Source organism: Corynebacterium sp. HMSC22B11, from assembly GCF_001815965.1.
Classification (GTDB): domain Bacteria; phylum Actinomycetota; class Actinomycetes; order Mycobacteriales; family Mycobacteriaceae; genus Corynebacterium.
Window position 1 is genome coordinate 129,856 of sequence record NZ_KV823504.1, and the last position, 11,737, is coordinate 141,592.

The window sequence follows — 11,737 nt, forward strand, 5'->3', positions numbered from 1 at the left end:
ACACCTGATGGTGTGTGGGTAAGATGGTGGCCGGTAATTGCCACCCAATAACGGCTCGGTATGGCGCCTCACCGCCTGCGAGGCCGGGCCCGGGTAAAGATCCACATGTAGACGAGGAGCACTCTGCGAGTCATGGACGCTGCGAACGGAGCATCGACCCCACCGGCGAAGACCGACGAGGCGACGGGCACGCGGGTGCTGTACAGCGAGACCCAGCGCGTTCCGCTGTCCTGGTGGCTCGTCGCCGCCGGCGTGGTGGCTATCATCGCTTGGCAGGCTCAAATGGGACGCGACTGGTGGTGGTCGATCGTGGCGGGCGTGATCGCGGCTGCCCTCGCGGCCTGGGGGCTCATCGCGCTTTCTCGGACGAAGGTCGAGGTCGTGGAAGACTCCCAGGGTGGCAGGATCATCCGCGCGGGAGACGCCCAGCTACCGGCCTCCGTGGTCGACCGCACGCTGGTCATCCCGCCCACCGCGAAGCAAGCTGCGTTGGGACGCCAGCTTGATCCTGCCGCTTTCGTCATTCACAAGGGCTGGATTCCGACGATGGCGATGCTCGTGCTCGATGACCCGTTGGATCCCACCCCCTACTGGCTGGTCTCCAGCAAGAACCCCCAGGAACTGCTGGAGGCGCTGGGAAGGCCCATTTACTAGGGTTCCCAGCGCCTCCGCGCTCCCGGTCTGCTCGGTGTTACACCCACAGGCCGGGTCTTTTTATGTCTTAAGCGCAGTCGATGCAGATGAACTCGGTATCGCTGATCTTCTCACCGATACGGCTGCGGTGCTGCACGAGGAAGCACTCGGAGCAGGTGAATTCGTCGTTCTGCTTTGGCGTGACCGTGGTGGACAGTTCCTCGCCGGAGACTTCCTCCATCGGCAGTTCGAAGGGTTCCACGATTTCGCCATCGTCGGTGTCCGAGATCGCTGGCTCCGCCTTCTCAGCGGCCTTCAAGCCTTCGAGAGAATCGGTCTCCAGCTCTTCCTCGTCGCTTCGCCGTGGTGCATCGTAGTCCGTGGCCATCGTTGTCCTCCCACACTCCTCGGATGATGCTCATCAGTTCTTGGGCGGGATCCCCGCCACCTGCCGTATCGCGAGCCTCAAGCCCATTCTTCACGGCAGCCATTCGGCCCCTAGTCGAGGGCGCCTCATGTGTGCTGAACGCGGATATTAGGCCATGAGGTACACACTTGTCACCTCCCCCATACTCAGGGCAAAGAAAGTTGCTCGATGCTACCCCCTGCACCCTGGCTCAGCAGCATTTTTTCGAGTTCTTCCTGCACCCCCGGCACTCCAGCGATGATGGGCAGCCCGCTCTCCGCCGTGTAGTTCAGCGTGGGGGTAACCACGGTTGCGCCCGCTCGGGCAGCAATCAACGCGCCGGCAGCGAAGTCCCACCCGTTAAGCCCGTGCTCGTAGTAGCCATCCACCTGACCGCTGGCCACCATGCAGAGGTCGAGCGCGGCGGAGCCCAGGCGTCGGATGTCTCGTACGTGGGGCAGTACGGCGCCCAGCACGCGTGCCTGCCGCTGACGGCGTTCAGCGTCGTAGGAAAAACCGGTCGCCACGAGCGCCTGTGCAGCGTCCTTTCGTGCCTCCTGCCGGCTGATGTTCTGGCGTTCACCGACGACTGCCTCCTCGCTCCTGAAATCAACGGGAGCGACTGTCGCGGGGCCGCCGACACAGGCGCCGAAGACATGGCCATGGGCGGCGTCTACGACCGCGCCAGCTACCGGCACCCCGTCGAGGGCAGCTGCCACCGACACAGCGAAGGCGGGAATCCCGTAGACGAAATTGACGGTGCCGTCGATCGGATCCACGATCCACTCCAGCCTTGGCCCTGCAGAGTCCCCAGGATCGGCACCCAAGGATCCTGCAGCGGGGGCAGAACTATCCGCTCCCTCCTCCTCGCCGATCACGGTGGCCTGCGGGAACCTGTGATGCAGCCACTCGCGGATGAACGTCTCCGCGCCGCGGTCTGCTTCGGTGACGGGGTCGACTGCGGAAGACTTGGTCTGAGCCACCGGCATCGCCGAACCCATCAGCTCGATGATGGAGCCCGCCACCGCCTCACCATCGGTGCGTTCCCGGCGAGTGCGCAACACCAAGGCAGCGGCGAGTGCCGCGACCTCTTCAGCCGCGGCTTGCAGCTCGTGCACGCTCGCCCCGCCGGGGATTACCGCCGGAGCGTGGTCGGTGGTGGTTTTATCAAGCAACAAGGTCTCGGTCATGCCTCCACAGATACCACTGATGTGTAGCATTCAGACCCATGAGCACCGAGCAGGCTAGTAGCGCCGAATGGGCCGGAATCACCGTGGGAATCGACGTCGGTGGGTCCGCGATCAAAGCAGGCTTCGTCGACACCCGCTCCCACTGCCTCGTCGGGGAAAGATTCACCGCCCCTACACCCCAACCGGCCACGCCCGAGAGGGTTGCTGGCGCCGCCGCAGCTCTCGCAACGCAGGTACTCGCCCAGGAGGTGGGCGCGGAGCTCACCACGCCTGCTGGCCCAGGCGGGTTCCGTGCGCTGCGGATCGGCGTCGCCATTCCCAGCGTGGTCACCAACCAGGAGGCACGCACCGCAGCGAATATCGCACCGTCGTGGGTCGGTACCCGTCCCGCTGCGCTTTTCGACGACGCCCTGCGACAGGCGTTATCGGGTGGCACATCGGGGTCTTCCTCCCTCCAGGTGGAGTGGTTCTTCCTCAACGACGCCGACGCTGCTGGGATCTCTGAATGCGGTCCGTTTAGCGCCGACGAGGCGGCCGACCCGGAATACAGCCGGCTTTTCCTAACCTTGGGCACTGGGATCGGCTCTGCTCTCTTCCGCGGCGCGAGGCTGTACCCCAATACCGAGCTGGGTCACCTGACCGTGTTGACCGACGACGGCTCCCCCAGTGCTGCGGAGCATTGGGCCTCGGCCGCGGTGAAGGCACGCCAAAACCTCACGTTCCTCGAGTGGGCGGCCCGGTTGAGCACAGTACTCAATACCTATGTCGCACTGCTGCGCCCCCAGGAGCTGATCCTCGGTGGCGGAATTTCCGCCGAGGCAGAACGGTGGCTGCCGATGCTTAACCTCGAGGAGTCTTCGGTCCGGGTGAGCATCGCTCGCCACTTCAACAGCGCCGGGGTCATCGGAGCAGGGCTCGCCGCTGCCTGGGACCTACGCCCCTAGACGGCATGAGTAATAAAGCTTGGCTATAATGGTCGGCCGTTGGGCGCTTGAGCGCCAGAGGCAGCCTTTCAGCTGCTCAGAGAAACTGCTCCCCCAGTAAAATGCCGTCCGGTGAACCGGGTCGGTTGTACGCCACCGACACGAACTCGTTGGTGAACGTATGCTGGCGAGTAGAACTGAATGCGTCGTTTCCTGGTCGCTATCCACCAGGAAACGGCGAGCAAACGTAGTTTGGATAGCGACTGGTAGGAAAACCCCCAAGCGGGTGACCTTCCTAAACGTACAGCGCGCTCGTCGGCTCTTCCCGGCGGTCGCACCCGTACGTTGCAACAATCCCCGACCGAAAGGGCTTCTGTGGCTTCTCAAGACTCGACCACCAGCGGTGATAGCGTCCAGGACGCAAGCGGGACGTCTGGCACTGCTGCACGGAAAGTCGCCAAGAAGACGGCCCGTAAGGCGGTCAAGCGCACGGCCCGTAAGGTAACGAGCGCCACCGCCGCGAAGAAGACCACGGCTGCAGCTGCCACCGCAGACACGGCGGCGTCTCCGTCGGAGGATGCAGCCGAAGAGCCGAAGAAGGTCGCGAAGAAGACCGCAAAGAAGGCGGCCAAGAAGACTACCCGCAAGGTCGCGAAGAAGGCGGCGAAAAAGACCGCCAAGAAGGCTGCTAAGAAGACCGCTAAAAAGACGGCGAAGAAGACAGCCAAGAAGACCGCACGGAAGGCGACCAAGGCGACGGCTGCTGCGAAGAAGCAGGAGCAGATCGAGGCGAAGAGTAAGGACGCCGAGGTCACCGCCAGCGAGGATCCGGAGGACGTCGACGACGAGTTCGACCACGACGTCGAACCGGATCTGGAGGACATCGACGAGGACCTGGATGAGGATCTCGACGAGGATCTGGACGACGACCTCGAGGATGAGGACGACGCCGACGACGAGGAAGAAGACGAGGACGACGACGAAGAGGAGTCCTCGACCTCGAAGGACGGTCGCGACGACAGCGTGTGGGACGAGGACGAGTCCGCCGCCCTGCGCCAGGCCCGCCGCGACGCAGCCCTGACCGCCTCGGCAGACTCCGTCCGAGCCTACCTGAAGCAAATCGGTAAGGTCGCGCTGCTGAACGCAGAGCAGGAGGTCTCGCTGGCCAAGCGCATCGAGGCTGGCCTGTACGCGAACTACCGGCTGAAGCAGATCAAGGAGTCCGGCGAGCGCCTCTCCCCCATGAACCGTCGCGACCTGCGCGAGATCGACCGCGACGGCCGCAAGGCGAAGAACCACCTGCTGGAGGCGAACCTGCGCCTCGTGGTCTCCCTGGCCAAGCGCTACACCGGCCGTGGCATGGCCTTCCTGGATCTGATCCAGGAGGGCAACCTGGGCCTGATCCGCGCGGTGGAGAAGTTCGACTACTCCAAGGGCTATAAGTTCTCCACCTACGCCACCTGGTGGATCCGCCAGGCGATCACCCGCGCGATGGCTGACCAGGCGCGCACGATCCGCATCCCGGTTCACATGGTGGAGGTCATCAACAAACTCGGCCGCATTCAGCGCGAGCTGCTGCAGGACCTTGGTCGCGAGCCCACCCCAGAGGAACTCGCCCGCGAGATGGACATCACGGTCGACAAGGTGCTGGAGATCCAGCAGTACGCGCGCGAGCCAATCTCCCTGGACCAGACCATCGGCGACGAGGGCGATTCCCAGCTGGGAGACTTCATCGAGGACTCCGAGGCGGTCATCGCGGTAGACGCGGTCTCCTTCACGCTGCTGCAGGATCAGCTGCAGGACGTCCTTCACACCCTGTCCGAGCGTGAGGCCGGCGTGGTGAAGCTCCGCTTCGGCCTGACCGACGGCATGCCGCGCACCCTGGACGAGATCGGCCAGGTTTACGGCGTGACCCGCGAGCGCATCCGACAGATCGAGTCGAAGACGATGTCCAAACTGCGCCACCCATCCCGCTCCCAGGTTCTGCGGGACTATCTGGACTAACCCACACGCCGAGCCCGCCAATAGCGGGGCCGGAAAAGAAAACAACCGCCGGGAAACCCGGCGGTTGTTTTTATCTCTATCTGTCCTCTAGTTTTCGCGGTGCTCCTTGACGCACTGGGTCAGCTCCTCGTCGCTGAGTCCCTGGCACTGTTCCGGAAACTCGGTGGCCACCTTCGTGGTGATCAGCGCAAGACCCATCGCGAGGATCGCGAGCACGAGGCCTGCGATGGGGTAGGTTCGCGCCGTGCCGTGGCGGTTCGCGCGGATGAGGGCGACGATCGCCACGACCAGCGCAATCATCGCCACGAAAATGCCGATCAGCGGGAGCAGGCCAGCCGGGAGGGCAAGCACACCCAGGATCAGTGCGGCCAGCGACATCCGGCTGGCTACCTGGGGTGCGCGGGCCGGTACGGCCGGCTGGCCACCAGCTGGATTCTTCTTCGCCATCTCGCCTCAACGATCCTTTCTCGGAATTTATCTAATAGCCCTTCCCGGGCTGCGGTGTACCCGGCATGAGGGCATAGCCTACCAGTCGCGCAGGTAGGCGATGCGGTCTCGCAGCTGCTCAGCAGTGCACAACGCCGTCGGAGGGCCACCGCAGTTGCGGCGCGCCTCGTTGTGGATCGCCCCCTGTGGTCTACCGGTTCGTGCCGCGGTCATGTTCACCAGCGCGTTGAGCTCCTTGCGCAGGGCCGGCAGCTCCTCGCTGGCCACGCGGCGACGGTGCGCCTCTGCACCGCTCATCCCACCGGCAGCCCCGCCGTTGCGACGCTCTTCGGCCTCCCGACGCTTGCGCTCCTCAGCTTCGCGGGCGCGTGCCTCGACCTGGTCGGCCTGGCGCTGCTTCAACAGGGTGCGCATCTGCTCCGCATCCAACAGGCCTGGAAGACCAAGGTAGTCCTGTTCCTCCGCGGAACCGGCCAGGGTGGTCGTGCCGTAGGTCGAGCCGTCGTAAATCAAGGAGTCCAGCTCGGCCTCCGCGCCGATGGACTCGTAGGTCGTCAGCTCGTCCGGCTCGTTCTCCTCGCGATTAGCCTGGGCCAGCAGCTCATCATCCCAGCCTTCCTCGTCCTTCTTCGGTGTGCCCAGCACGTGGTTGCGCTGCTTTTCCAGCTTGGACGCCAGGTCCAACAGCACCGGCACGCTGGGCAGGAACACGCTGGCGGACTCGCCCTTACGGCGGGAACGGACGAAACGACCGATCGCCTGGGCGAAGAACAGCGGCGTCGCAGCGCTCGTGGCATAAACACCCACCGCCAGGCGGGGCACGTCCACACCCTCCGAAACCATGCGCACCGCGACCATCCATTCGTCCTGGCTGGCGGAGAATTCCTTAATGCGGTCGGAGGCACCGACCTCGTCGGAAAGGACGACGGTGACCGGGGTGCTGCTGATCGTCGACAGGATCTTGGCGTAGGCGCGGGCGGTCGTCTTATCGGTCGCGATGACGAGACCGCCGGCGTCCGGGATGTGGGTGCGCAGCTTCAGCAGGCGGGTATGAGCAGCCTTTAAGACCGCGGGGATCCACTCCCCCTTCGGGTCCAGCGCCGTCCGCCACGCACGGGCGGTCTGCTCCGGGGTGAGGGTCTCACCCAGCCGAGCCTCGAACTCCTCGCCCGCGCTGGAACGCCACCGGGCGTGGCCGGAGTAGGCCATGAAGACTACCGGCCGAACCACGCCGTCGCGCAGAGCCTCCGAGTAGCCGTAGGTATAGTCCGCACGCGATTCCAGCGCGCCGTCTGTGCCCGGCACCTCGATGTAGTCCACGAAGGGGATCTGGGCATCGTCGGAGCGGAACGGGGTACCGGTCAGCGCCAGTCGGCGCTCAGCGTGGGCATAGGCCAAGCGAACGCCGTCTCCCCAGCTCTTCGCGTCACCTGCGTGGTGGATCTCGTCGAGGATCACCAGGGTCTTTTGGGCGGTGGCTACCTGATAGTGCTTGGTGGGCTTCATGCCGACCTGGGCATAGGTCACGGCCACGCCGTCGAAGGCGTTATTAAATGGCGAGGAGTTGGAAAACTCAGCGTCGAGGGCAATCCCCATGGCAGCGGCGGAGAGCGCCCACTGGACCTTCAGGTGCTCGGTGGGAACCACAATGACGAGCCGCTGCACAACGCGCTTCTCCAGCAACATCGACGCCAACGTCAGCGCGAAGGTGGTCTTACCGGCACCCGGCGTTGCGACCGCAAGGAAGTCCCGCGGCTGCTGCTCCTGGTAGAGGTCCAGGGCCTCCTGCTGCCATGCACGGAGGGTTCTTTTCACCTTGTATCGGACCTACTTCTTACGCAGGCTCTGGTAAATTTCCTCGCACTCCGGGCACACCGGAGAACCTGGTTTAGCCTGCTTGGTCACCGGGAAGGTCTCACCGCACAGTGCAACCACCAACCGGCCCATGACCGCCGACTCCACGATCTGGTCCTTCTTGACGTAGTGGAAAAACTTTGGGGTGTCGTCCTGGGTCTGCTCCCGCTCATCAACCTTCGGACGTTCCAGCGTGCTGGTGCTCGTGGCGCTCACAATCCTCCATCTTGCCCCTGAGGGCTTCCCACAATTGACTCTCGTACTACCGTAGACGGTATGTCAGCAGCAGAGAAACGTGCCGGTCGTGCCCGGGGCAGTTCAGCCACCGGGGCGCGCCGTTTCCGCCGACCTGGCAAGCGGGTAGACCGGATCACCGATGCGAAGAAGTCGCAGCTGGAGGACTGGCACCACCGACGTCGCCTCTATTTGGGGCTACAGATTGCACGCATCCCGGTGCTTGTCCTGGCCGTGATCCTGCTGTGGGTCACCAATAACATCATTGTGGGCGCGGTGGTGGCGTTCATCAGTGTTCCGCTGCCCTGGGTTGCGGTCATGCTCGCCAACGAGTCCGGGGAAGCCACCAAGGAGTCGGAAAAGGTCTATAAACCTGGCCTCGTGCGAGCCAATCGAGCGGCGATGGCCAATTCCCAGCTCTCCCAGGCAACGAACCCACAGCGGCAGCTGGAGCCCAGCGAGGTGGACTCCACCGACCGCCACCCCGTCATTGACCACGAGTCCGAGGACTAGCGCGGCCATCACCTGGACGTACAGCTTGCGACTACCCCAGCGCCCGTGAAGAGATCATTGCTTCAGCGGCGGCACGCAGAGCCCGTTCCCCATCCACAACCGAGACAAGAAGGCACACCCCGCAGTGACACCCCACCCTTCCAGCATGCAGCTGACCTCCCAGCCCGCCCGCGAGGCCCTCGGCGGCCTGCTCGCCGTTGCCCGTGAACGCGGACTCAGCACCACCCTGCTCGAGGGCGTCCTGGGCGAGGCTGGTCTCCGCGCCCTCAACCTCGCCAATCCCGCCGGCGCGCTGCGCGCGGTCCGCACCTATGGCCGGGGCGACTCCCCAGGCGCCACAGACGCAGCCCAACTCGTGGAGCTCTTCGTCTTGCGGGAACCAGCGACCCGGGCGAAGTGGCAGGAACTCATCGGCACTGACCTCACCCGGCGCGCCATCGATGCCCGCCTGATCACCTCCCTGCCCGGCAGTGCGGATGAGCTGCAGCTGCGGGTGGATATCCGCCCTTATTCCTTCCCACACCTGTTCGGTGAAGCGGATGGCGATGCATCAAGCCTGGGTGGCGAATTCCTGCTCGCGTCGGATCCGGACGCTGGGCTGTGGCCGCAGGAGCCCACGCCGGACGATCACGTACCGGGGCTGGGTAACGCTCCTCGGTCGCTGCTTCGGGCCATCCCGCCGGCGGACAATCCGTGGCTGCCTTCCCCGCGGCGGATCCTCGACCTGGGTTGCGGTGGTGGGGCGCTGAGCTTGGCCTTGCAGCTGGCCTACCCCGAGGCTCAGGTGGTGGGGACGGATATTAGTGGCCGGGCGTTGGACTTCGCCGCGGTCAATGGCACGCAGCTGGGTCAGGCTCGAGGCGAATTCTCCACGGCTGAGGCAGCTGACGAAAGCGGTATCGAGTGGCGGGAGGGCTCCTGGTTCGAGCCCGTGGCGGGTGAGCGCTTCGACCTCATCGTGTCGAATCCGCCTTTTGTGGTCCAGCCCCCGGAGGTCGGGCATGTCTACCGCGATTCTGGGCTGGGCTTGGACCGTGCGACCGAGCTCGTAGTCTCCCACGCTCCTGAGCATCTCTCCCCCGGCGGCACGGCGCATATTCTGTGTTCTTGGGCAGTGTCCGCCGAGGATTCCGTGGCGTCGAAGATGGGGCGTTGGCTGCCGACGGAGGGGGTGCGCGCCTACGGCCTCGTGCGGGAGTACGTGGTCCCGGAGACCTACGTGACGACGTGGCTGAGCGACGAGGGTATTGACCCACGCTCCCCGGCGGGCCGGCGGAAGGCTGGGCAGTGGCTTCACTACCTGGCTGAGAATGGGGTCAGCCATATTGCCTTGGGTTTTGCCCACCTGCGTGCGATTGATGGCCCCACGGAGGTCACCGTCGAGCAGCTGCCCGACACTATGGTGCCGGGTACCCCGCTGGGTGCTGAGGTGGCTGAGTGGTTCATCCGTAGTCAGTGGCTGGCCGATGTCTCCGCCGAGGATGTCCTGGCCGAGCGTTTTGCCGTGCGCCCGGGGGTGGCCACCGAGTTGGTACGCCAGGCCGATGCGGAGGCCGGCCAGGGGTTCCGGGAGCTGTGTCTGCGCCTGGCCAGGACAGACGGTCCGGCGTGGACGCATGAGATCGACGCTGCGGTGGAATCCATCCTCGCGGGTCTGAATCCGGAGGGCTTGGCTCTGGAGGATGTGCTGGGTCTCTATGCCGCTGTGACTGGGCCTGCCGAAGACGAGGGCCTTGATGTTGGACACGAAAATTATGAGGAAGTCTTGGCGGAGAGGATGCTGGGCATCATCGTCGACCTCGTGCGCCACGGCATCGTTGTCCCGAGCAGTCTGGTCGACTGGGCAGAAAGTTAAGAGGAGGAACATGAAGGCAGTTATCAGCACGGTGAGTCAGGCCAGCGTCGACGTCCGAGATGAATCCGGTGAGGTCCGTCGGGTCGGCGAGGTCTCCGGTCCGGCGTTGCTTGCGCTCATCGGCAGCGGCAAGGACGACGACGCCGATGCCTGGGAGACGATGGTGCGCAAGATCGCCGAGCTGCGGTTGTTCCCCGCCTCGGGTGAGCCGTGGGGTGGTCAACGGGATCTGTCGGTTGAGGAGGTGGGCGGTTCCGTGCTGGTGGTCAGCCAGTTCACCCTGATGGGCAAGACGAAGCGGGGGCGGCGCCCCAGCTGGTCGGAGGCGATGCCGGGTCCGGCTGCTGAGCCGGTGATTGAGAGCATCGTCCAGGGGCTTCGGGACCGTGGGATCCACGTTGAAACTGGCGAGTTCGGGGCGGATATGCAGGTCAGCTCGGTCAACGAGGGACCTTATACCGTGTTGGTCGAGTGTTAGGTCGGCGATGCTTGGGGTAACTAGCCCCGTTTGTGGGGTGCAAGCGTTCTTCGCCCCGACCATGGAGTTGGGTCTGGGAACAAAATCCGCGTTCTGGCCGTTGGCTGTATTAGCGCCTCAAAAATAGCGCCCCGTCGGATGCCCATCGTGAGCTCAAGAGGAGACCTAACTGCATGAGCAAGTCCACCAGCGGCAGTGATTCCGCCCGCGCGACATCCGCCAAGGATGATGCCTCGCAGCCGGAGCAGAATACTGACCGCCGTCGGCGCCGAGGCAATAACGAGAACCCTTCGGCCGACCTCGTCCGCGTCTACCTGAACGGCATTGGTAAGACTGCCCTGCTGACTGCTGAGGACGAGGTTGAACTCTCCCAGCGCATTGAGGCCGGGCTGTATGCGGAGCAGCTGCTCAAGAGCGGCGAGCCGTTGACTCGTGCGAAGAAGCGCGATGTGAAGATCCTGGCACGCGAAGGCAAGGCCGCACGTACTCACCTGCTTGAGGCTAATCTGCGCCTCGTGGTCTCGTTGGCCAAGCGCTACACGGGCCGTGGCATGCCACTGCTGGACCTGATCCAGGAGGGCAACCTGGGGCTCATTCGCGCGATGGAGAAGTTCGATTACAAGAAGGGCTTCAAGTTCTCCACTTACGCCACCTGGTGGATCCGCCAGGCGATCACCCGCGGCATGGCGGACCAGTCGCGCACTATTCGCCTGCCGGTGCACCTGGTGGAGCAGGTCAATAAGCTTTCCCGCATCAAGCGCGAGATGTACCAGCACCTGGGTCGTGAGGCGACGTACGAGGAGCTGGCTGAGGAGTCGGGGATCCCGGAGGACCGGATCGAGATGCTGATGAAGCAGTCCCGCGACCCGGTGAGCCTCGACATGCCCGTCGGCACCGACGAGGAAGCCCCGTTGGGCGACTTCATCGAGGACTCCGAGGCAGAGGACGCCGAGGCTGCAGTCGTCGCCAGCCTGCGCCACTCCGACATCCGCTCCGTGCTGGCCACGTTGGAGCAGCGAGAGCAGGATGTCATCACCCTGCGCTATGGCCTCGATGATGGCCTGCCCCGCACGTTGGACCAGATCGGCCGTCAGTTCGGCCTCTCCCGTGAGCGGGTGCGCCAGATCGAGCGCGAGGTCATGGCTAAGCTGCGGGAGGGCCAGCGCGCGGACAAGCTCCGCGAATACGCCGTATAGTGCG

12 protein-coding genes are annotated in these 11,737 nt (G+C 64.6%); 7 read left to right on the forward strand and 5 right to left on the reverse strand.

Annotated features, from left to right (window positions below; translation table 11 throughout):
* Nucleotides 1-132 precede the first annotated feature (132 nt).
* Nucleotides 133-654, forward strand: coding sequence for a DUF3093 domain-containing protein (locus HMPREF3088_RS06695; RefSeq protein ID WP_070758994.1), 522 nt, complete (start codon nt 133-135; stop codon nt 652-654).
* A gap of 67 nt (nt 655-721) precedes the next feature.
* Here HMPREF3088_RS06695 and HMPREF3088_RS06700 read toward each other — a convergent pair whose 3' ends face one another.
* Together HMPREF3088_RS06700 and HMPREF3088_RS06705 are read right to left on the reverse strand one after the other, a co-directional pair.
* Nucleotides 722-1,021, reverse strand: coding sequence for a DUF4193 domain-containing protein (locus HMPREF3088_RS06700; protein ID WP_070758995.1), 300 nt, complete (start codon nt 1,019-1,021; stop codon nt 722-724).
* A 185-nt stretch (nt 1,022-1,206) separates the two neighbouring features.
* Nucleotides 1,207-2,259, reverse strand: coding sequence for an inositol monophosphatase family protein (locus HMPREF3088_RS06705; RefSeq protein ID WP_070758996.1), 1,053 nt, complete (start codon nt 2,257-2,259; stop codon nt 1,207-1,209).
* An 8-nt stretch (nt 2,260-2,267) separates the two neighbouring features.
* Between HMPREF3088_RS06705 and HMPREF3088_RS06710 the strand changes: the two genes are divergently transcribed.
* Complete coding sequence (locus HMPREF3088_RS06710) at nt 2,268-3,173, forward strand: ROK family protein (protein WP_070758997.1); 906 nt, start codon at nt 2,268-2,270, stop codon at nt 3,171-3,173.
* A 354-nt stretch (nt 3,174-3,527) separates the two neighbouring features.
* Nucleotides 3,528-5,156, forward strand: coding sequence for an RNA polymerase sigma factor (locus HMPREF3088_RS06715; RefSeq protein WP_070758998.1), 1,629 nt, complete (start codon nt 3,528-3,530; stop codon nt 5,154-5,156).
* 87 nt (nt 5,157-5,243) lie between these two features.
* Here the strand turns inward: HMPREF3088_RS06715 and HMPREF3088_RS06720 are convergent, their stop codons facing one another.
* The 3 genes from HMPREF3088_RS06720 to HMPREF3088_RS06730 form a co-directional block, all read right to left on the reverse strand.
* Complete coding sequence (locus tag HMPREF3088_RS06720) at nt 5,244-5,603, reverse strand: DUF308 domain-containing protein (protein ID WP_246818088.1); 360 nt, start codon at nt 5,601-5,603, stop codon at nt 5,244-5,246.
* Between the two features lie 78 nt (nt 5,604-5,681).
* Nucleotides 5,682-7,418, reverse strand: a complete 1,737-nt coding sequence (locus tag HMPREF3088_RS06725) for a DEAD/DEAH box helicase (RefSeq protein ID WP_070758999.1) — start codon at nt 7,416-7,418, stop codon at nt 5,682-5,684.
* Between the two features lie 12 nt (nt 7,419-7,430).
* Entirely contained in the window at nt 7,431-7,673 is a 243-nt protein-coding gene (locus tag HMPREF3088_RS06730; RefSeq protein WP_012360147.1) for a DUF3039 domain-containing protein, read from the reverse strand.
* Between the two features lie 60 nt (nt 7,674-7,733).
* On the opposite strand from HMPREF3088_RS06730, the gene HMPREF3088_RS06735 reads away from it, so the two are divergent.
* The 4 genes from HMPREF3088_RS06735 to HMPREF3088_RS06750 all read left to right on the forward strand — a co-directional run bounded on the left by HMPREF3088_RS06735 (nt 7,734) and on the right by HMPREF3088_RS06750 (nt 11,733).
* Nucleotides 7,734-8,204, forward strand: coding sequence for a DUF3099 domain-containing protein (locus HMPREF3088_RS06735; protein WP_070759000.1), 471 nt, complete (start codon nt 7,734-7,736; stop codon nt 8,202-8,204).
* A gap of 124 nt (nt 8,205-8,328) precedes the next feature.
* On the forward strand, nt 8,329-10,059 hold the full coding sequence (locus tag HMPREF3088_RS06740; RefSeq protein WP_246818089.1) for a DUF7782 domain-containing protein: 1,731 nt from the start codon (nt 8,329-8,331) through the stop codon (nt 10,057-10,059).
* Nucleotides 10,060-10,069: 10 nt separating this feature from the next.
* The gene (gene dtd, locus HMPREF3088_RS06745) at nt 10,070-10,537 is read left to right on the forward strand and encodes a D-aminoacyl-tRNA deacylase (protein ID WP_070759002.1); all 468 of its coding nucleotides are present in this window, start codon (nt 10,070-10,072) and stop codon (nt 10,535-10,537) included.
* A 173-nt stretch (nt 10,538-10,710) separates the two neighbouring features.
* On the forward strand, nt 10,711-11,733 hold the full coding sequence (locus HMPREF3088_RS06750) for a sigma-70 family RNA polymerase sigma factor (RefSeq protein WP_070759003.1): 1,023 nt from the start codon (nt 10,711-10,713) through the stop codon (nt 11,731-11,733).
* The last annotated feature ends 4 nt before the right edge of the window (nt 11,734-11,737 follow it).

What these genes read in the sequence shown, in the direction of transcription:
- HMPREF3088_RS06735 (WP_070759000.1), top strand. Translation starts at nt 7,734, where the DNA reads ATGTCAGCAGCAGAGAAACGTGCCGGTCGTGCCCGGGGCAGTTCAGCC.
- HMPREF3088_RS06710 (WP_070758997.1), top strand. Translation starts at nt 2,268, where the DNA reads ATGAGCACCGAGCAGGCTAGTAGCGCCGAATGGGCCGGAATCACCGTG.
- HMPREF3088_RS06705 (WP_070758996.1), bottom strand. Translation starts at nt 2,259, where the DNA reads ATGCTACACATCAGTGGTATCTGTGGAGGCATGACCGAGACCTTGTTG.
- HMPREF3088_RS06720 (WP_246818088.1), bottom strand. Translation starts at nt 5,603, where the DNA reads ATGGCGAAGAAGAATCCAGCTGGTGGCCAGCCGGCCGTACCGGCCCGC.
- HMPREF3088_RS06750 (WP_070759003.1), top strand. Translation starts at nt 10,711, where the DNA reads ATGAGCAAGTCCACCAGCGGCAGTGATTCCGCCCGCGCGACATCCGCC.
- HMPREF3088_RS06700 (WP_070758995.1), bottom strand. Translation starts at nt 1,021, where the DNA reads ATGGCCACGGACTACGATGCACCACGGCGAAGCGACGAGGAAGAGCTG.
- dtd (WP_070759002.1), top strand. Translation starts at nt 10,070, where the DNA reads ATGAAGGCAGTTATCAGCACGGTGAGTCAGGCCAGCGTCGACGTCCGA.
- HMPREF3088_RS06695 (WP_070758994.1), top strand. Translation starts at nt 133, where the DNA reads ATGGACGCTGCGAACGGAGCATCGACCCCACCGGCGAAGACCGACGAG.